Source organism: Haloarcula sp. S1AR25-4 (genome assembly GCF_031624555.1).
Taxonomy (GTDB): Archaea; Halobacteriota; Halobacteria; order Halobacteriales; family Haloarculaceae; genus Haloarcula; species Haloarcula pellucida.
The window spans coordinates 156,285-175,618 of the sequence record NZ_JAMQOR010000003.1; the positions used below are offsets into that span (position 1 = coordinate 156,285).

The following is a 19,334-nucleotide window of genomic DNA, read 5'->3' on the forward strand; positions in this document are numbered from 1 at the left end:
GGGCTGAGTCGTCGGTGGCGGGACTCGTCTTCTGGGCGCTGGTCGTCCTCGCGACGGTCACGGGACTCGTGACCGCGTGGACGCTCGGCGCCAACAGCAACTCGCCGCCGTTCGCGCCGGCCATCGGCGCCAACGCCATCTCGACGATGCGAGCGGCCTTCCTCATCGGCATCCTCGCGGCGTTGGGCGCGCTCACGCAAGGCGGGAGCATCTCCGAGACGGTCGGTGCTGGACTCATCGACGGCGTCCAGATCACGTCGCTCGCGGCGACGACCGGCCTGCTGACGGCCACGCTGTTCATGGCCTTTGGCATCTACAGCGGCTACCCCGTTCCCGCCGCGTTCGCGACGACGGGCGCGATGGTCGGCGTCGGCCTCTCGCTGGGCGGCGCGCCCGTCTTCGACACCTACCGGCAAATCGCGACGTTCTGGGTTCTCGTCCCGCCGGTCTCCGGTGGGCTGGCGTACCTCACCGCCACGATACTTCGCCGTGACGACATCCCCGAGACGGTCGGCGTCCCACTGCTTGCGGCCGTCGTGGGCGGCATCGTCGCCAACGTGCAGTTGAGCGTCATCCCCGCGCCGGCCGACGCCACGCAGAACTCCATCGCCGGGTTCTTCGCGATGCTCGTCCCCCTGCCCGGCATCACCGTCCTCGCGACGGCCCTCGCGGCCGTCGCGAGTTTCCTGTTCATCCGTCGGCGCACCCAGCAGTCGGTCGATAAGGGCATCAAGACGTTTCTCGTCGTCCTCGGGAGCGTCGTCGCCTTCTCCAGCGGCGGGAGCCAGGTCGGACTGGCGACCGGGCCCCTCGAAAACCTCTACCGCGTGGAACTGGGCCTTCCGGGCCTGCTGTTGCTCGGCCTCGGTGCCGTCGGCATCCTCGGCGGCGCGTGGATGGGCGCGCCCAGACTGTTACAGGCCACCGCCCGCGAGTACGCCCAACTCGGGGTCAGGCGCTCCATCGCCGCACTGGTCCCGGGCTTTATCATCGCCCAGACGGCCATCGCGCTGGGTATCCCCATCTCGTTCAACAACATCATCATCTCGGGGGTCATCGGCGGCGGCCTCGCCGGCGGGTCGGCGGGCGTCTCCCGCCGTAAGATCGGAGTGACGGTCGGCTTCTGGGTGCTCACCCTCGTCAGTTCTGTCGCCGTCGGGTTCGGCCTCTACCGGGCGTTCGCGACGGTACTGGGCTAGCGGACGACGGTCACCGTCACCGGGGCCTCGTCCACGACGGCCGTCGCCACCGTCCCGAGCAGTCGGCGGGCCAGTTCGTTCCGGTCTCCGCCGTGTCCGCCCATCACGATCTGGTCGACGTCGTTGGCCGCGGCGTAGTCGAGAATCGTCTCGGCGGGATCGCCCGTCTCCACCGCCGTCTCGACGGTGCGGTCGACGTCGGCGGCGCGGCGTTCGGCCCGTTCGACGAGGCGGTCGGCCCGTGCTGTCGCCTCCTCGCGGCGCTCCTCGCCCGGTTCGAGAATCCCGCCCTCGCTCATGGCGCTGTCCAGCGGCGCGACGACGTTCAGCACCGTCAGCCGACAGTCGAACGTCTCTAGGGCGTGGACCAGCGCCTCGTCGGCCAGCGGCGAGCCATCGAGCGGAACGAGGACGTGTTCGGGCGCCATATCTCACCTCGTGTGGGGACGTACAAGAAGTCGGGTGGTGACGGCGCTATCGCTCGCGAGTTAGTGAACGGAGGAGAGTAGTTCCGGGAAGATTCGAACTTCCGTCGTTGCCCCCAGAAGGCAACAGGATTGGCCACTACCCCACGGAACTTTGACACGTTCGTCACTGGTTTCGCTCAGCGACGTACACTACCGTATAGCCGGCTGCTGTATTTCAGTGTTGCGGACTCGAGTTGGCGTGTCAGTCGTCGGCATCCGACGAGGTGCCGTCGGGCGGTCGGACGTGCGGTGGTTTCTCGTAGTGTTCTTTCCGATGACAGTTGGCACAGAGAACGACGCACTTCGCCATCTCGGCACGTAGCTTCGATTTGGCGTAGCCGTGAGTGACCATCTCGGAGACGGTCATCTCCTTGTCGGCGTCGTCGCGGTGGTGGAAGTCGAGACAGGCGGGATCCGTCTCGCCACAGCGGGCACATCCCTCGCCGTCGCGTTTCTGTTCGTGGACCCACGCCCGATGTCGGGCCCGTCTGGTTAGCGTCCGTCGACGGTTCGTTTCCCGATGCCTGTAGTGCCAGCGCTGGTCCTGACTCAGGTCGGCCCACGCCAGTCCCTCGGGCAGGTCGACGTCTTCGGGTTTCGCCTGGACGCGACTCCCGCGCGAGTAGTTCGTCGCCAGCCCCGCCGCCTCCTTGGCGGCGTTCCACCCACCCATCACCCGCTGAATGGTTCCCGACGCCGGCGTCAGGCCGAGCGCCTCGTACTGGACTTTCGTCGGAGATTCGCCGAGTCGGGCGGCGGCGTGGCGGAGCGCCCGGACGCAGTCGTGTTCGCTCGTCACGGCGTGGCTGGCCGCCCGTCGGTAGTTGAACCCTCGCCCGGACATCGACACGGCTTTTGCGGGCTGGCCGCCACCGTCGGGTATGTACGTCGGACGCTTCGTCGTCGTCGGCCCCGAGGTAGGCGCCTACCGCGTCTCCTCGCGGTCGTTCCCGAACCGGCAGGCAGTACAGCGAGACGGGACCGTCACCGTCGAACCGACTCCGGACGCACCGGAGACGGACAACCCCTACATCTCCTACAACGGCGTCCGCGTGACCGACCGCGGTGCCGTGGTCGGCAACGGCTCGCACGTCGACCCGATCGCGGAGAAACTCGAACTGGGCTACCCCGCACGGGACGCCCTCGCCGAACCGCTGCTCTCGCTTGACTTCGAGAAGGACGACTACGACACGCCCCGCATCGCCGGCATCGTCGGCGTCGACGCCGAGGACCCCACGACGAACGCCGACGGTCCGGGCGCGGTCGTCGGCACCGTCCGTCGAGACGCCCTCCTCGTCGAGGAGGTCACCGAACCGACGCTCGTGGCCACCTACGAAGAGGATAGCCCGACGGCGTTCGACCTCGACGCGACGGCCGCCGAGGCGGCCGCCCGCGAGGTGTACGACCACGAGTTCGAACACGCGGTCTGTGCGGCCGGCGTCAACGGCGCGGCCGGCGACTTCGACGTCTCGGTGTACAACGGCGAGTGACGGCCGCAGTCGGCCGGTCACCACAATACGTGATGCAGTGCCGACACTCAAGACCCCTCACCCGCTAGAACCACACAATGAAGGTAGGCGTTCTCTCTGACATCCACGGCAACCGGGTGGCCCTAGAAGCGGTGCTCGCGGACATGCCGTCGGTCGACCGGCTAGTCTGTGCGGGCGACGTCGTCGGGTACAACCCGTGGCACGCCGACTGCGTCGACGCGATGCGCGGACTGCTGGACGGCGAGGACTACTGGCCCGACAGCGAGGTGCCGACAGTGATGGGCAACCACGACCGGGCCGTCGCCGGCGAGACGCCGTTCGCGTTCAACGGGATGGCACAGGCCGGCGTCGAACACGCCCGCGAGCAACTCGACGAGGCGCAACTCGACTGGCTCGCAGGCCTCCCCGACGAACGCCTGACGTGTAACGACCGGGTGAAACTCGTCCACGGCCACCCCGAGGACCCGGACCACTACACCTACCCCGACGAGTTCGGGCCAGACCTCCTCGGCGAGGAGGACGTCCTCGTGATGGGCCACACCCACCACCAGCACCACGAGGTGTACGACGAGGGTGTCGTGATGAACCCCGGGAGCGTCGGGCAACCGCGTGACGGCGACCACCGCGCCGCCTACGCCGTCCTCGACCTCGATTCGATGACCGTCGTGGACCGCCGCGTCGAGTACGACACCACCGAAGTCGTCCACGCCGTCGAGGACGCCGGCCTCCCCCGGAAAATCGGGTTCCGACTGACCCAAGGGCGGTAAATGGTCGGTCTGGACCGCGGGACGTCGCACTCGGACAGTCCCGGCCCGGCGACACAGCAATAGACCCCGATAGAGAGTGTCATACAACTTTTCACAGAGCCTTGGTTTCGGATAATAGCGCGTGGATCTTCTGTGCAGTAGGTGTGCGGAGGTATCGGACGAACTGCTTCAATCTATGCTAGTGAAGGACCCGTGCGGACTTTTCAGTCGGCCCGTCCAAGGACACGGTATGGACGGCATTCAAATCGACGACGTGGACCGGAGCATCCTGCACCAACTCCAACTCAACGCCCGCCAGACCGATACGGAGATCGCCGAGAAGGTGGATGTGACCTCCACGACGGTCCGGAATCGGCTCGACAAACTCGAAGACGGGGGCGTGATTCGGGGCTATCGTCCCGAGATCAACTACGAGCAAGCGGGCTACCCTCTCCACGTCATGTTCGTCTGCACGGTCAATCCGAACAAGCTGGACTCGATGACCGAAGAGATCCTCGACGTTCGCGGTGTGGTGACCACCCGCGATTTGCTTGGGGGCGAACGAAATGTCCACGTCGAGGTCGTCGCCGATACGGTCGGAGAGATCGAAGAGATCCGCAACGAACTAGCGGACTTGGGCTTGACGATCAACAGTTCTGAGATCATCTCCGAGACACGGGTCCAGCCATGGGACCACTTCTATCCACGACCGGGCCCCGACGCGCGCCAGGACGAGATCGACGACGGGTCGGTCACCGATCAAGGATAGTCGAGAATCGCTTGAAATTTTCAAATATATTCGTGTCTATTGGCTCGGTCCCCACGTCTGAGTTTCAATATATCCACAAATAACTGTTTGAGGTTGGATTTTGCAAATGTGTAGGTCATTTGAGTGGAAGGACTTATTCGCTAGCTCGTTCTTGCCACGGTATGTCCGAATCAACCGAGGCGGTATCCAATAATTGTAGTACATTGGCAGATCGCGTTCGTCGGTACGTCCCGGACTCCCTCGACGAGATCGCGCCGTTTCTCCGGTTGATGGCCGACCACGAAGACAAACTGCCCGCGGGGTGGCCATAACCCAATGAGCCGGCGTCTCAACACGTGGCTCTCCCGACTCGGTGGGCCCACACAGGCCGAGACACCGTCCGCTCGCGACGACTCCGAGGACGAGGCCACCACGGCCCTGTTTTCGTGCCCTGCCTGTGAGACGACGTACATCAGCGAGGAGATGGACGCTTGCTCGAAATGTGGAGAGTCAGTCACTCAAATCCCGACTGAGCGTGAATTAGCCCTCTCAACCAATCAGATATGACAGGACCACCTAATGGCAGCTGAGCAACGTAAAGCCGAGACGGTGAGTCTGTTGCAGGACCTCGGGCTGAAGGAGTACGAGGCACGGAGTTTCCTGGCATTGACCCAACTCTCAAGGGGGACCGCCAAGGAAATCAGCGAGATCTCCGAGGTCCCTCGGACCCGGGTGTACGACGCCGTCCGAGTGCTGGAGTCAAAGGGGCTGGTCGAAGTACAGCACTCCAGCCCCCAACAGTTTCGCGCGGTCAGCATCGAGGAGGCGACCGCGGTCTTGCGTCAACAGTACGACACGCGGATCGACACCCTCCAGTCACAGCTCGAAGCGCTCGATTACCAACCGGAAGTCGACGACAGCGGCCGAATGCAGGAGGTATGGGCGCTGTCCGGTCACGATGGCATCGAGTCCCGAACACACACGCTGCTGGAGGACGCCGAATCGGAGATCGTCTTGTTGGTCGTCGAGGAGGAAATTTTGACGGAGGCGTTGTACGAGCGGCTCCACGACGCGGTCGACCGCGGCGTCGACGTGATCATCGGTGGCGGGACGGACGCAATCATCGCCAAACTCGGTACCGAGCTGCCATCCGTGAAAGTGTTCGAAACCGAATTGGACTGGCTCCTGGGGCCCGCGAGCGACGACGAGATCGCCATCAGCCGCCTGCTATTGGTCGACCGCACGACGTTGTTGGTCAGTTCCTTCTACCCGGACGCCGACCCCGACGAATCACATGAGCAGGCGGTCTTCGCTAACGGCCTGGAGAACGGTATCGTCGTCCTCCTTCGCCGAATAATATCCTCGGGTCTGCTCCCCGTTGCGAACCCGGTGAGGTAGCCAGTCAGCGGTTCCCGGGCCAGACTGCGCGAACAGAATGATGACGAAAGGCACTGTAGTGAGCGATTCATCGGCTCACATTTCAGGGGACTGTGAGTGATTCTATGACACCTTCAGTAAGAAACCGCCGTGAGTCAGCGAGCTGGTTTCCTAGAAAACGTCTTGCACCAGTTCGAGGGCCTGCTCGCGGTCGTCCCACGGGACGAACACCGACACCGAAGTCGCGGAGGTGACGACGTCGTAGAGGTGGATGTGCGCTTCGGCGAGCGGTCGGGTGACGCGGTAGGGAAGCGCGTGGTCGCTGGGGTCGCCGCCGGTGACGCGGATGACCGCGATGTCGTCCTCGACGGTGACAGAGGAGAGCGTCTCGTCGTCGACGATTTCGTCGTGAAGCAGCGCCTCCACCTCGTCGGCGTCCTCGGCGTCGACGTAGAAGGTCAGCGAGTCCATCCCCGAGGAGTTGGCCTCGATGTTGATATCCTCGTTACCGATGGCGCTTGACAGTTCCGCGAGGATACCGGGGCTGTTGCGGATGGCGCGCCCGGCGACGGTGACACAGGCAACCGGTTGCTCCTGCAGGTCGATGAGGTTCTGGAACTCGCCCTCGATGGAGGTGCCGCCGGTGAGCAGGTCGCCGTGCTGGTAGTGGGTGACCCGAACCCCGAGGTTCGCGTCCTTATACGACAGCGCGGAGGGTGCGACGACTTCGGCCCCGCGGAAGGAGAGCGAGCGGAGTTCGTCGACGCTGATCTCGCCGACGTTCCGGGCGCCTTCGACGACGCGCGGGTCGCCGGTCATGACGCCCTCGACGTCGGTGACGATGACGACTTCGTCGGCGTCCATGTAGTTGCCGAGCATCACCGCCGTCGTGTCGGAGCCACCGCGGCCGAGCGTCGTCACGTTGCCCTCGTGGTCCTCCGCGAGGAACCCGGTGATGACCGGGACGACGTCTTTCATCTGGCCGGCCAGCGCGTGAGCGCGCTTTTTCGTCTCCTCGACGTCGACCTCGCCGTACTCGTCGGTGATGATGGGCCAATCCTCGCTGCCGGGTTCGAGGAAGACGGCCTCGATGCCGCGGGCGGCCAGTGCGCCCTTGAGCATCCGGACGGAGGTCCGTTCGCCCATGGAGACGATTTCGGCACGGTCCTCGTCGGCGGCTTCGTACTCGATACCCTCCAGCAGTTCGTCGGTCGTGTTGCCCATCGCCGAGGCGACGACGCCGACTTCGTGACCCTGCTGGACCGCGGCCGCGATGGAGTCTGCGGCCCGGTTGATTCGGTCGCCGCTGCCGAGGCTAGTGCCCCCGAACTTCGCGACTACGCGCATCGAACCACCTGTGCCGTGTGTGATTGAGTCATGCCCCCGCGTTCGCCGCCGCTCGGGATAACTGTGTTCATCTGGCCCGATTCCGGCGTCGGATGGTACTGTCCGACACACCGTTTATTTACGTGGGGCACACAGTCACAGCCATGGAGATACGTGACGCTGTCGAGGCCGACGCCGGGCGTCTCGCCGACCTCGCAGACAGTCCTCCGGACGTGATGCGCAACCTCGTCCACGACCGAACGGTGCGAGTCGCCACAGACGGGACCACAGAGGGCATCGTGGGATTCGTCAGCTACGACGCCAAACGGGGCACCGTCCACGTCACGCAACTCGCCGGGTCGACCGACGCCTGCGAACGACTGCTCGACGAACCCATCTCCTTTGCCGAACGAGAACGGATGGACGTCGAACTGCTCGTCCCCGACGGCGAGTCGGCCGTCGAGGCCGCCGTCGAGGCGACGGGATTTACACGCACGGGACAGGGCCCCCGGTTCGAGGGGAAACCGACGGTCCGGTATCGCCTCGAACCGAGCCGCGCCGAGCAGTAGTCGACGCACCACGAGCGGTGGTCGGTACGGTCGGCCCAGATCACCGCCGCACTCGTCGTCCTCGTCACGTTCGTCCCCGCGGAGTGCAGCGGCGTCCTCGACGATGCGACGACCGACGGAACCGCGGCGCGCCGGACGCCCTCGACAGGAACGCCTGCACGAGGCGTCGCTGACAGTCGAGTAGCCAAAGAGCGGGTCACGCGACGCCCGCTGGCACCGCGAGACGCCACCCGACCAGCCCCAGCAGGGCAAAGCCGAAGGCGTTGAGCGAGCCGTGGAGCGCCACCATCGTGGCGATGTCGAGGCCGAGGTCCGTCCCGGAGAACGTCGCGACGCCGTAGCCCAGCGCCAGCACCATCGACGCCGGGAGCGCGATGGCCGACGCGCCGAGCAACAGTCCCTGCACTCGCGGGCGGGCCGGCGCGACCCGAGCGAGGACGTACCCGCCGAACAGCGCGACGGCGACGGTGAAGCCGCCGACGGCCACCACTTCGACGAGCGGCGAGAACGAGATGCCGACGGCGATGATGGCCGGGCCGACCAGAATCACGCCCGCGAGGGACGAGAACGCCCCGGACAACGGCGAGAGGACGCGGCCCGAGAGCCCAACGAGCACCGGGAGGACGAACCCGGCATAGTGAAAGTGTACCGCCGTGAGCAGGACGATGGTGCGACCGAACCAGAACGTGAGGTCCAGCTGATACAACAGGAGCGCCACCGCGCCGACCGAGACGTACGCGAGGCCGGCGTCGACGGCCGCCTCGGGCAGTGCGAGGCCGCCGCGAGCGCGCGTTCGGGCGACGGCGGCGAGGCCGAGCAGTCCGGTCACGAGGAGCCACGGCGCGGCCAGTGCGGTGGCCGTCACCTCGCCGACGGGACGTGCCAGCGACGCCGTGAACAGGACGGCACCGACTGGCTGAAGCCAGACGGCGGCGCGGACGGCGTATCCGGCGGTGCCCCCGAACGGCGGCGTCGCGGCCATGCCGACGCCGAGGGGCACGAGGACGAGCGGTGCGAGCGTGAGCGCCCGTTCGACCGGCCCGAGGCCGGCGACGAGGACGGCCGCGACCCAGACGAGGGCGCCGAACGCGGCGCTCAGGTCGGTCACGGCGATGCCGACGACGGTCGGCCGGGAGGCCGCTGCCCTCACCGTCGACCCCCGGCCGAACGACTCGCTCATCGCGGCGGGAGCGTCGGCAGGCGGCGAATCGGTCGGAGGTCTGCCACCTCGTCTCGCTCGGTCAGTTCCTGCGTGAACGACCCTCGGTAGCTGAGGATGTGGCCGGCCAGCGCGTTCTCGACGGTGGCGAGGACGTAGTAGCACTCGCCGGCGTCGTCATAGCGGTCACGGACCTCTACGTCGGCGACGAGGGGGCCGGGGAGCCGAACGTAGTGGTCACCAAGATGGACCCACTGGCGGCCAGCCTCGACGACGAGCGCGCCGGCCTCGACGCGAGGGTGCAGTTCCGTGGCGATGGGGCCGCCCCGCCCCAGAAAGTCGAGCAGACGCTCGCCGTCGGCGTCCCACACCGTCACCGAGTCGAAACGCCGCGTCTTGCCGCCGAACTCGAACGTTCGTCGGGTCGTCATCGCTTCGTGGCCGTCGAGGTCATAGCCAACCGTCGTCACCGAGAACGGGATATCGTGGCCGGCCTCGGGAAACAGCATGTCGCGAGTCGTCATCGCGTACAGCGCCGGGAGGACGTGCGTACCGCGGGAGACGTCCATCTCGCCGCGACCGACCGTGACGCCGTCTTCGGTGCCGATGCTGTAGCGCTCGCGGACCTTCGGGTGTAGGTCGTCGGCCGCCTCGCCCAGCGCCCGTTCGTAGACGCCGGTCATCGCTCCCTCCGGTCACGAGGTGTGCCTGTGGGCGTCGGACGGTCCGGTCGGTCCCGGCGTGTATCGGCCATGTCGAGTTGGATTCGCCCGTGCGGGTGATAAGAATTGCCTGCTACCGGCGGCGAGTGGCCGGTCGGTCAGTTCTCGGCCAGATGCTCCAGTACGGCCTCCGTGCTGTTGGCGACGGGTTCGGGGTCGTTGCCCGCCTCGGCGGCCGCGTCGGGGTCCTTGAGCAGGTGGCCCGTGGTCAGACAGACCACCGATTCGTCGTCTCCGACGACGCCGCGCTCGCGGAGTTTCCGGAGGCCGGCGAGCGAGGCGGCGGAGGCCGGTTCGACGCCGACGCCCTCGCCAGCGAGGTCACGCTGGGCCTCGGTGATCTCCTCGTCGGAGACGGCGACGGCCGTCCCGCCGGTCTCGCGGATGCCCGGCAGGGCCTTCGGGGCGTTGACGGGGTTGCCGATGCGGATAGCCGTCGCGCGGGTCTCGACGTCCTCCCAGCGGCGGGTCTCGTCGAGGCCCTCCTCGATGGCCTCGACCATCGGGGCGGCGCCCTCGGCCTGTGCGCCGGTGAGTTTCGGCACCTGCTCTTCGGTGATGGCACCGGCCTTGACGAGTTCGCGGAAGCACTTGTACAGCGCCGCGGTGTTGCCGGCGTTGCCGACCGGCAGGACGATGCGGTCGGGGTACTCGCCGTAGTCGGCGTAGTGCTCCTCCATGATTTCGAGGCCGATCGTCTTCTGGCCCTCTAGGCGGAACGGGTTCAGCGAGTTCAGGAGGTACGCCTCGCCGCGCTGAGCGAGGTCCTGTACGATGTCGAGACACTGGTCGAAGTTGCCGTCGACTTCGAGGATGCGGGCCTTGTGTAGGGCCGCCTGCGCGATCTTACCGGCGGCGACCTTTCCGGCGGGAAGCAAGACGAGCGTCTCCATCCCGCCGCGGGCGCCGTAGGCCGCGAGCGCCGCGGAGGTGTTCCCGGTCGAGGCACAGGCCAGTCGGCCGACGCCGACCTCTTTGGCGACCCGGACGCCGACGGTCATGCCGCGGTCCTTGAACGACCCGGTGGGGTTCATCCCCTCGTGTTTGACGCGGAGGCTCTCGACGCCCACCTCGTCCTCGATGCGCGGGACGCGGTGGAGCGGCGTGTTCCCCTCCGGGAGGGTGACGCCGACGTCGAACGGCAGCGCGTCGTGGTAGCGCCAGACGCCCGACCCCTCGCCCTCGAAGTCCTCGAAGGTAGGCAGGTCGGCGTACCGGACCTCCAGCAGGCCGTCGCAGTGGTCGCAGGTGTAGCGGACGTCCTCGAAGGGCGCGAACGACTCGCCGCACTCGATGCAGGCGAGCCAGACGCCGTCGTCGGCCGCCGACGGCACGTCGTCGGTGAGTTGCAGATCAGCCATTGTTCGAGGTGATGGTCCGCCCGGGCAAAAGTCGGACGGTTACGGCCAGCAGGGAATCGGGACCGTGAGCCGGCGACGACGGCGTTCTCGGCGCGGTTAGACGTCGGTCGCGTCGAACTCGTCGATTCGGTCGTGGACCGCCGCGGTCCACTGGTCCAGCGTCTCGTGCATCAACTCGCGGGCCTCGTCGAGCGGCGTCGCGGTGTACTGATAGACGTGGCCGCCGCCGTCAAGCAAGCGTCGTTCGCGCTTCGCGAGGCCCTTCTCGCGGAGCGTCGACAGCGAGCGGTTGACGTTCGAACGGTCCCGGTCGAGTTCGGCGGCGAGTTCCTCGACGGTGCTACCGGGGGTGTCGAGCAGCGTCCGATAGGTCCGGACCTCGTGTCGCTGGACGCCGAAGACGCAGGCCATCACCTCGTCGAGCGGCGGTTCGTCGTCGACCATGAGTTCGCGGAAGGCGTCGGGCGATGGGTCGATTGCCATGTGCGAACGGATAGGCACGCGCCACGCATAAACGGGGCCGTTACCCGTAGCTCACCGGGTAAAACCGGCGTTACCGCTCACTCCCGCCCGTAGCCCTGCCGCTCTAAACAGGTCCGCATCTCCTCGCGTGAATCGTGTTTGTGCAGTCGCGTCGGGGTATCGCAGTACCAGACGCCGTCGTAACGCAGCGTCACCTCGTGGGACTCCCCGAGGAACTCCGTGCGGACGACGACCCGTTGGCCGTCTTCGAGCGCGTCCAGTAGCGCTTCGACGTCGGCTTCGCCGGCGTCGACGACGAGTGGCTCCATTGCGTGGCGGTACCAGCGCCATCGGTTTATACTGTCGGGCACTCGCACATGAGTTATCAACTCCCGGACGAGAGCGTGTGTCACACGGGCGCACGACCGGCGAACAGTTATGCTCGCCGGTCGCTCCACCTATCTAACCGTTCCCCGTCGGTGTGTCGGTGCCACGCTGGCGAGGTACCGCTATTTCCCAGAGTTGGGTAGCCCGGCATACGATGCACGACAGACGCACGGTCCTCGCGGGGACGTTCGGGACGCTGGCGGCGCTCGCCGGCTGTCAGGGCCTCGGCGGGACGGAGACGACGCCTACGGACGCGGCGACGGACGCCTCGACGCGAACGCCCACCGGGACATCGACCGAGACCAGTAGCGGTAGCGACGTCGACTACGGCGGTTGGTTCTCCGACACCGACAACTTCGACGGGACGACCGACCTGCGCGGCGAGTCGTCGGTGACCGTCGCCGTCGGCGCGGAGGGCAACGGCGGGGACTTCGCGTTCGACCCGCCGGCCATCCACGTCGACCCCGGAACGACCGTCGTCTGGGAGTGGACCGGCAACGGCGGGAGCCACAACGTCGTCGCCGAGGACGGGTCCTTCGAGAGCGGCGACCCGGTCGGGGAGGCCGGTGCGGCGTACGAGCGCTCGTTCGACAGCGAGGGCATCCACCTGTACTTCTGTACTCCCCACCGCTCGCTCGGGATGAAAGGCGCCGTCGTCGTCGGCGACCCCTCGGGCGGTGGCGGTGGCCAGACCGCGGCCTACGACTTCGCGGCGGCGACGTTCGACGCCTACTGGTACTCGCTGTACAACATGAGCACGAACATCGCGATGAGCGCCAACGGCGTCCCCTTCCCGCTGAACGAGCAGATGGAACAGATGCGGGACCAGCGCCTTCCTGCGATGCTCGAACGGGCCGCAGTCGAGCGCCCGCCGATTACGGATCCCAATCTCTCGTTTGCGGCGTTTACCGAGGGCGACCCACACTTCACGCAGCGGCCGGTACTGGAGGACGATACCGGCCGACCGGACGCGAAGACGCTCGCGTGGGACAAGAGCGAATCCTCCGGCGTCGTCAGCCCATCGTCGCTGGCGTGGACACACCTCAAGGGCGTCACCTGGGCGAAGAACTTCCAGAAGCACTTCGACCTGCTGCCGACAGAGATGGCCCCACGGTTCCGGGCCCAGTTGCTCTCGACGCTGGGACAGATAGGTATCAACGCCGCGATTCTCGTCGGCGGGTCCCGCGGGAACGGGGCGTTGACCCACGGCGATAGCTGGGAGTTCCTCTCGGAGTACCGGCCCGCCGAGGGCCGTATCGAGGACGAGACGCGTCGACCCCATCACCACGCCGCGATGACGTGGTTCCTCTCGGACATGAGTAGCCTCGCACAGAACGGCTGGTTCGGGTACGTCAACCCCCGGCCGCTGCTCCCCAGCGAGGCCGGTGCGGACGCCGTCTTCGAGACGGACGTCGGTATACAGGAGATTACCGACGGGGTCGCCCGGACGACGATGGACCTGTTCAGCCCCGAGGACGTGGCCCAACAGGAGTCGACCCGCTCGGTCGGACTGATGCTCGGTGCGGTCGGGTACTACGGGCCGCAGGCTGGCACCGAGGACGACCTGAGTGCCGCCGCCGACTACGCGAACGGCCTCGCGAGCGTCGTCCAGTCGAACCTCGCGGGCAACGGGAAAGTCGAGAACGGCGCGGCCAATCAAGCGGCCACGCAGGGCATCGTGGCACAGGGCCTCCTGTGGGCCTCCCAGATGGACGGCGTCGACCACACCGACACCGCGGGCGACGTGGTCGGCTACATGGTCGACGAACTGTGGGACGACGACGCCGGCACCTTCGCCTCCGGGACGGGCGATTCGACGTACGCCATCACCGCGCGGGACGCCGGGGACATCACCGGCGGTCTCAACGCCGCCGACGCCGTGTTGGGGAACTCGGACGTGCGACCGCTGTTCGCGCGCTTCTTCGACAGCACGTTCAACACTGGCCGACTCCAGCGTGCCCAGCGCCCGCCGTCGGTGAGCCAGTCGAAGGGGAACGAACCGCCGCTCCCGCCGAAGGCCGGCGGCGAGTTCGGGCAGGCCAGCGTCTACAACGGGGAAGTCGCGTACGACACCGAGGCCGGCGAGTGGTCGGTCACCGACGACCGGTTCTACACCGCCGACGCCCTCTATCTCGCCAATCAGGACATCTGGGTCGGTAACTGGGGCGGCGAGTTCTATCAGGGCCGTGGTGTGCCCGGACAGAGCGACGACCCGCCGAACTGACGGTTCGGGTGCTAACTGTTCCCAAACGTATCGAAAAGGGTACCGTTTCGACTGGAACCGGACGATTCAGGTACGACCGAAACTGTGCCGACAGGTCACGAACGTATCGAAAAGGGCACCGTTTCGACTGGAACCGGGCGATTCAGGCACGGCCGAAACTGTGTCAACAGGTCACGAACGTATCGAAAAGGGTAGCGTTTCGGGTGGAGCCAAGCAGTCTATCGGCGACGACGTGGGCGTCACCGTCGTCAACCCGACGGAAATCCGCTCGACGTTCGGCAGCGAGGGGGACAAACTGTTCGTCCACTTATGCAACCCATAACAGTACATATGTGGTATTTTCCCCAATTAGCCAAAAAATCTAGCCACAGTTTACCACAGAATGTTTAATACCTAGTTCTGCTAGTCAGCAGACGTTGGAGAATGTCATCCAAGTCCTTCACGACGGCGCTGACACTGTACCGTAGCAGGACGTACACGCTGGAGCAGGCGGCCGGGTTCAGCGGGCTTTCGACCGGCGAGATGGCGTCCGCACTCCGGTCGCGCGGCATCGACGTACGTGAAGCCGACGAGCAGTCGCTCCCGGAGAGCGTCGGCAGATAGACACAGTCGGGCCGCGTCACCCTCTCGTTCAGACTGATGGCGCGAAAAACGCGGGAACGAGGCCGCTCACACCCGCTGGTCGGTCACGGGATCTAGTCAGTCACTCCGACAGTCCGATTTGGGTATGAAGACAGTGCCGGGGAGGAAAATAGCATTATGCGGCAATATTTGTTAGTCTATGATCAGGATACACAGGACTGAAATGAAATATATGAAAGATCTTAGATTCATTCCATTATAGTTGGCTATTGGTAATATCCCAACTAATTGAGACATGATTGCGACAAAGACAGCTGAGAAGACGAAGAGTGATGAAAGACCGGATAAAAGCATGCCCATTGCGAAAATCGTCAGCGAGAACAATATGAGTACGTCACTTCTCGATATAGAATACCGGCTTAAGACTGATCGGTAGATGGGGAGACCTGTCTTCATCGTCGGCATTGATTCTACATTTCTCTCGAATGGGCATGTTACTTTTGCTCTGTGTATTATATAAACATCAAATGTATAGGTCGTGAATAGATCGTGCCGATTTTTCGAGGCTACGCCGTCTCGGCCAGCCACGCAAGCAGCCCTTTCTGAGCGTGCAGGCGGTTCTCCGCCTGGTCCCAGACGACGGCGTTGTCCGACTCGATGACCTCGTCGGTGACCTCCTCGCCGCGGTGGGCGGGCAGGCAGTGCATGAGCGTGCGGTCGCCCAGCAGATCCGTGGTAATCTGGAAGCCGTCGAAGTCGTCCAGTTTCTCGTGGCGGCGGTCTTCCTGTCCCATACTGACGAAGACGTCCGTGTAGACGACGTCGGCCCCGTCGACGGCCGCCTCGGGGTCGTTCGTGGTCTCGGGGACGTTCCCGAACTCGGCGGCCCGGTCCAGTACCTCGTCGGACACCTCGTAGCCCGCAGGCGTGGCGACGGTGAGGTCGAGACCCGTCATCGCCGCGCCCAGCACGAACGACTGGCAGACGTTGTTGCCGTCGCCGACCCACGCCACGTCCACGTCGAAGCCGCCGAACTCCTCACGAATCGTGAGCAGATCGGCGAGCGTCTGGCAGGGGTGGGCGTCGTCGGTCAACGCGTTGATGACCGGTACGTCGCTGTATGCGGCCAGTTCCTCGGCGTCCTCGTGGTCGAAGACGCGGGCCATCACGAAGTCGACGTAACGGGCCAGCGCTCGCGACGTGTCCTTGACCGGTTCGCCGTGGCCCAGATGGATGTCGTCGGGGCCGAGAAAGAGGGCGTGGCCGCCCAGTTGGGTCATCCCCGTCTCGAAGGACACGCGGGTTCGCGTCGAGGGCTTCTCGAATATCATCCCCAGCGTCTGCTGGTCCAGCAGGTCCTCGTAGTCGCCGGGGTCGGCTTTGATTTCGGCCGCGTGAGCGAGCACGGCGGACAGTTCGTCGGTCGTGAGGTCGTCGACGTCGAGCAGGTGCATAGTTACAGGAGGCGTTCGGTGACGTCCGTGAGGACGCCGACCGCGCGGTCGTACTCCGCGAGGTGGATGTGTTCGTTCGGCGCGTGGTCGAGGTCGGAGTCGCCGGGGCCGTAGGTCGCCATCGGGCAGTCCCACGCCTTCGCGAAGACGTTCATGTCGCTGGTGCCGGTCTTGCGGAGCAGCGTCGGGTCGCCGCCGTGCTGGCGGATGGCGGCCCGGAACGCCCGCGCGACCGGGGTCCGCGGACTCTGCATGACGGGTTCGACCTTGTCGTCCCAGTGGACCGTGCCGTTGGTGAGGTGACCGTCGGCGATTTCGCGAATCTCGTCGGTGGTGTACTCCGGAGGGACCCGTAGCTGTACGTCCATCGTCGCCTCGACTGAGAGGCCGTCCTCGGAGATGCCGCCGTCGATGTCGACGGGCTTACAGGTGACCCGCTCGAAGACGGGCACCCACTCGTCGGGGTCGAACTCGTCCTCGACGGCGGCCCACCAGTCGATGGCGTCCTGGATGGCGTTGTTCTCCGGGCGCGAGGAGTGGCCGGACTCGCTGGTGGCGACGTAGGTCCCACCGAGCAGTCCTCGGTACCCCAGCGTGATGCCCTCCCAGCCGGAGGGCTCGCCGTTGACGACGGCGTCCGGTTCGGCGTCGCGGTCAGAGACGAGGTACCGAGCGCCGCGGGAGTCGACCTCCTCACCGACGACGCCGACGAAGGAGGCCCCGGTGCGGACGGCGGCGACGGCCATCGAACACAGCGGTCCCTTGGCGTCGACGCTGCCGCGGCCCCACAGTACGTCGCCCTCGTCGGTTTCCTCGATACGCACTGGGATGTCGCCCGGCACGGTGTCGACGTGGGAGGTCAGGAGGACGCCGTCGTCGGCCGGCGCGCGCACGTTGCCGATGTCGTCTATCCACACCTCGCGGTCGTGGGCCTCGAAGAACTCGACGAGACGTTCGGCGGCCTCGCGTTCCTCGGGGGTGACCGAGGGGATGCGCACGACGTCTTCGAGCAGTTCGCGGGCCTCGGTGTCGGCCTCCTCGACGGCCGCTTCGCTCATCCCACCACCTCTGCCATGGCCTCGACCACCTCGTCGGCGTGGGCCTCGTCGATGGTCAGCGGCGGGAGCAGACGCACGACGGTCCGGCCCGCGGGCAGCGCGAGGATGCCGTGATTCAGCGCGAGTTGCTTCAATGCCTTGTTCGCGCCGCGGCCGACTTCGACGCCGATCATCAGTCCTTCGCCGCGGATGTCCCGCACCTCGTCGCCGATGGCCGCCGCCAGTTCCGTCTGGAGGTACTCGCCCATGGCGGCGGCGTTCTCGGGGACGTCGTCCTCGACGATGGTCGAGACTGTCGCCCCGGCGGCCGCCGAGATGACCGGGCCACCGGAGAACGTCGAGGCGTGTGAGCCGTAGTTCTCGGCGATCCAGTCCCGGCACAGCGTCGCACCGACGGGGAAGCCGTTGCCCAACCCCTTCGCCGACGTGATCATGTCGGGCGTGACGTTCGCCCGCTGAGAGTTCCACAGCGCGCCGGTTCGGCCCATGCCGGTCTGGACCTCGTCGAAGACGAGCGCCGCGCCAGCGTCCTCGGTAATCTCTCGGGCCGCGTCGAGGTACCCCGCCGACGCGGGGTTGATACCGCCCTCGCCCTGTACGGGTTCGACGATGAACGCGGCGGTGTCCTCGTCGACCGCTTCGTCCAGCGCTTCGGCGTCGTCGTAGGGGACGAACTCCACGTCGCCGATGAGCGGTTCGTAGGGCTTCTTGTACTTGTCCTTCCACGTGGTCGCGAGCGCCCCCATGGTCCGGCCGTGGAAGCCCTGCATGGTGGCGACTATCTTGGAGTTCCCGGTCGCAGAGCGCGCGAACTTCAGCGCCGCCTCGTTGGCCTCTGTCCCGGAGTTACAGAGCCACGTCTTGTCGATGGGGTCCGGTGCGGTGTCGGCGAGCAGTTCGTACAGGGCCGTCCGCTGGGCGTTGGGGTAGGAAGCCTGTACGTAGGTCAGTTTCTCGAACTGCTCGGTGACCGCGTCCTGTACCGCGGGGTGGCCGTGTCCGAGGGGGACGCAGGCGTAGGACGCACCCATGTCGAGGTACTCCGTACCGTCGTCGCCGTAGACGTAGGCACCGTCGCCGCGTTCTATCTGGATGGGTTTCTCGTTGAAGACGAAGCCGCTCATTGGTCTGCCTCCTGAACTGCGCTCGCTTGCACGTGCGTCCCGTCGCCGTCAAGCGCCGACAGGATGGGGGTATCGGCGTTGGCGTCCGCGACTACCACTTCGGGCGCGCCGCCGGAGAGTGCCTCCTCGGCGGCCATTATCTTCCGGCCCATGAACCCCTCGGCGGCGGCTTCGAGGGCGGCCCACTCCTCGCTCGTCTCGACCGACTCGATGAGCGTCGCGGGGTCGTCTGGGTCCTCGTAGACGCCCTCGACGTCGGTCAGGAGGACGAGCGTCGCGTCGAGTTCGCCGGCGATAGCCGCCGCCGAGCGGTCGGCGTCGGTGTTGACAGGGATGACCTGTTCTCGCGGCTCGTCGCCGCTCGAACCTTCCGAGGCGCTTCGCGCCTCGCTACCCGCCATCGGCGGCGCGGCGACGGGCGTGTAGCCGTCGTCCAACAGCGACCCCAAGAGGTCACCGTTGACCTGCTTGATGGTGCCGGAGTGGTCGCCGCGCTTGATCTTCTTCTTGCCGTCCTCGACGACGCGGACGGCGGACTTGCGGGGGCCGTAGAGCAACTTGCCGTCCACGCCGTTCAGGCCGACGGCGTCGACGCCCTCGCTCTGGAGGCCGGCGACCAGTCGGGTGTTGAGGTGGCCGAAGGCCATCTCGAACACTTCCATCGTCGTCTCGTCGGTGAAGCGGCCGACGACGCCACTCGGCGTCTCGACGTACTCCGGGTCGATGCCGAGTCGTTCGAGCGTCTCGTCGACTTTGGTCGAGCCGCCGTGAACCACGACGACCTGTTCGCCCTGCTCGACGAGTGATGCCACATCCGCGAGCGCCCCCGCTGGGTCAACAGCACGAGCGCCACCGACTTTGATAACTACTGTCATAGAA

General features: G+C 66.1%; 22 protein-coding genes. 10 read left to right on the plus strand and 12 right to left on the minus strand.

Annotated elements, in window-relative coordinates:
* Positions 1-14 precede the first annotated feature (14 nt).
* A complete protein-coding gene (locus tag NDI85_RS14090) occupies positions 15-1,199 on the plus strand; it encodes an inorganic phosphate transporter (RefSeq protein WP_310916150.1) in 1,185 nt (394 codons plus the stop codon).
* Here the strand turns inward: NDI85_RS14090 and NDI85_RS14095 are convergent.
* Positions 1,196-1,627 carry a universal stress protein gene (locus NDI85_RS14095; protein WP_189001684.1) on the minus strand — a complete coding sequence of 144 codons (432 nt, stop codon included), beginning with the start codon at positions 1,625-1,627 and terminating at the stop codon, positions 1,196-1,198. The genes NDI85_RS14090 and NDI85_RS14095 overlap by 4 nt on opposite strands.
* Positions 1,628-1,868: 241 nt before the next feature.
* Positions 1,869-2,510: a homing endonuclease associated repeat-containing protein gene (locus NDI85_RS14100; protein ID WP_189001687.1), complete on the minus strand. Its 642-nt coding sequence runs from the start codon at positions 2,508-2,510 to the stop codon at positions 1,869-1,871.
* Positions 2,511-2,547: 37 nt separating this feature from the next.
* On the opposite strand from NDI85_RS14100, the gene NDI85_RS14105 reads away from it, so the two are divergent.
* From NDI85_RS14105 to NDI85_RS14125, 5 genes are all read left to right on the plus strand, one after another.
* Positions 2,548-3,156, plus strand: coding sequence for an IMP cyclohydrolase (locus tag NDI85_RS14105; protein WP_310916151.1), 609 nt, complete (start codon positions 2,548-2,550; stop codon positions 3,154-3,156).
* A 77-nt stretch (positions 3,157-3,233) separates the two neighbouring features.
* Positions 3,234-3,923 (plus strand): metallophosphoesterase, encoded by a 690-nt coding sequence (locus NDI85_RS14110; protein WP_189001691.1) that lies wholly within the window; start codon positions 3,234-3,236, stop codon positions 3,921-3,923.
* A gap of 229 nt (positions 3,924-4,152) precedes the next feature.
* Positions 4,153-4,671, plus strand: coding sequence for an AsnC family transcriptional regulator (locus NDI85_RS14115; RefSeq protein ID WP_310916152.1), 519 nt, complete (start codon positions 4,153-4,155; stop codon positions 4,669-4,671).
* Positions 4,672-4,986: 315 nt separating this feature from the next.
* Positions 4,987-5,217 (plus strand): hypothetical protein, encoded by a 231-nt coding sequence (locus NDI85_RS14120; RefSeq protein ID WP_310916153.1) that lies wholly within the window; start codon positions 4,987-4,989, stop codon positions 5,215-5,217.
* A gap of 12 nt (positions 5,218-5,229) precedes the next feature.
* On the plus strand, positions 5,230-6,048 hold the full coding sequence (locus NDI85_RS14125) for a helix-turn-helix domain-containing protein (protein ID WP_310916154.1): 819 nt from the start codon (positions 5,230-5,232) through the stop codon (positions 6,046-6,048).
* A gap of 150 nt (positions 6,049-6,198) precedes the next feature.
* On the opposite strand, the gene NDI85_RS14130 is transcribed toward NDI85_RS14125, so the two are convergent.
* A complete protein-coding gene (locus NDI85_RS14130) occupies positions 6,199-7,374 on the minus strand; it encodes an aspartate kinase (RefSeq protein ID WP_310916155.1) in 1,176 nt (391 codons plus the stop codon).
* A 143-nt stretch (positions 7,375-7,517) separates the two neighbouring features.
* Here NDI85_RS14130 and NDI85_RS14135 point away from each other — a divergent pair, with 143 nt between their 5' ends.
* Complete coding sequence (locus NDI85_RS14135; RefSeq protein ID WP_310916156.1) at positions 7,518-7,922, plus strand: hypothetical protein; 405 nt, start codon at positions 7,518-7,520, stop codon at positions 7,920-7,922.
* Positions 7,923-8,118: 196 nt separating this feature from the next.
* Here the strand turns inward: NDI85_RS14135 and NDI85_RS14140 are convergent, their stop codons facing one another.
* The 5 genes from NDI85_RS14140 to NDI85_RS14160 all read right to left on the minus strand — a co-directional run bounded on the left by NDI85_RS14140 (position 8,119) and on the right by NDI85_RS14160 (position 11,955).
* On the minus strand, positions 8,119-9,102 hold the full coding sequence (locus NDI85_RS14140; protein WP_310916157.1) for a YndJ family protein: 984 nt from the start codon (positions 9,100-9,102) through the stop codon (positions 8,119-8,121).
* Entirely contained in the window at positions 9,099-9,764 is a 666-nt protein-coding gene (locus NDI85_RS14145) for a DUF4166 domain-containing protein (RefSeq protein WP_189001698.1), read from the minus strand. Before NDI85_RS14145 ends, NDI85_RS14140 begins: the two co-directional genes overlap by 4 nt.
* Before the next feature lie 137 nt (positions 9,765-9,901).
* Positions 9,902-11,164 carry a threonine synthase gene (gene thrC / locus NDI85_RS14150; RefSeq protein WP_310916158.1) on the minus strand — a complete coding sequence of 421 codons (1,263 nt, stop codon included), beginning with the start codon at positions 11,162-11,164 and terminating at the stop codon, positions 9,902-9,904.
* Between the two features lie 96 nt (positions 11,165-11,260).
* Positions 11,261-11,647, minus strand: a complete 387-nt coding sequence (locus tag NDI85_RS14155; protein ID WP_189001702.1) for a helix-turn-helix domain-containing protein — start codon at positions 11,645-11,647, stop codon at positions 11,261-11,263.
* A gap of 77 nt (positions 11,648-11,724) precedes the next feature.
* Positions 11,725-11,955 carry a hypothetical protein gene (locus tag NDI85_RS14160; RefSeq protein WP_166967213.1) on the minus strand — a complete coding sequence of 77 codons (231 nt, stop codon included), beginning with the start codon at positions 11,953-11,955 and terminating at the stop codon, positions 11,725-11,727.
* Positions 11,956-12,167: 212 nt separating this feature from the next.
* Here NDI85_RS14160 and NDI85_RS14165 point away from each other — a divergent pair, with 212 nt between their 5' ends.
* The 3 genes from NDI85_RS14165 (at position 12,168) to NDI85_RS14175 (ending at position 14,840) form a co-directional block, all read left to right on the plus strand.
* Positions 12,168-14,237: a halocyanin domain-containing protein gene (locus NDI85_RS14165; RefSeq protein WP_310916159.1), complete on the plus strand. Its 2,070-nt coding sequence runs from the start codon at positions 12,168-12,170 to the stop codon at positions 14,235-14,237.
* A 160-nt stretch (positions 14,238-14,397) separates the two neighbouring features.
* Complete coding sequence (locus tag NDI85_RS14170) at positions 14,398-14,559, plus strand: hypothetical protein (RefSeq protein ID WP_189001706.1); 162 nt, start codon at positions 14,398-14,400, stop codon at positions 14,557-14,559.
* A gap of 101 nt (positions 14,560-14,660) precedes the next feature.
* Positions 14,661-14,840 carry a UPF0175 family protein gene (locus tag NDI85_RS14175; RefSeq protein WP_166967219.1) on the plus strand — a complete coding sequence of 60 codons (180 nt, stop codon included), beginning with the start codon at positions 14,661-14,663 and terminating at the stop codon, positions 14,838-14,840.
* 545 nt (positions 14,841-15,385) lie between these two features.
* Here the strand turns inward: NDI85_RS14175 and argF are convergent.
* The 4 genes from argF to NDI85_RS14195 are packed head-to-tail and all read right to left on the minus strand — an operon-like array spanning position 15,386 to position 19,330.
* Positions 15,386-16,273 carry an ornithine carbamoyltransferase gene (argF, locus tag NDI85_RS14180; protein WP_310916160.1) on the minus strand — a complete coding sequence of 296 codons (888 nt, stop codon included), beginning with the start codon at positions 16,271-16,273 and terminating at the stop codon, positions 15,386-15,388.
* A gap of 2 nt (positions 16,274-16,275) precedes the next feature.
* Positions 16,276-17,331 carry a [LysW]-lysine hydrolase gene (locus tag NDI85_RS14185; RefSeq protein WP_189001710.1) on the minus strand — a complete coding sequence of 352 codons (1,056 nt, stop codon included), beginning with the start codon at positions 17,329-17,331 and terminating at the stop codon, positions 16,276-16,278.
* Complete coding sequence (locus NDI85_RS14190; protein WP_310916161.1) at positions 17,328-18,455, minus strand: aspartate aminotransferase family protein; 1,128 nt, start codon at positions 18,453-18,455, stop codon at positions 17,328-17,330. Before NDI85_RS14190 ends, NDI85_RS14185 begins: the two co-directional genes overlap by 4 nt.
* Complete coding sequence (locus NDI85_RS14195) at positions 18,452-19,330, minus strand: acetylglutamate/acetylaminoadipate kinase (RefSeq protein ID WP_310916162.1); 879 nt, start codon at positions 19,328-19,330, stop codon at positions 18,452-18,454. The genes NDI85_RS14190 and NDI85_RS14195 overlap by 4 nt, the downstream gene beginning before the upstream one ends.
* Between the last annotated feature and the right edge of the window lie 4 nt (positions 19,331-19,334).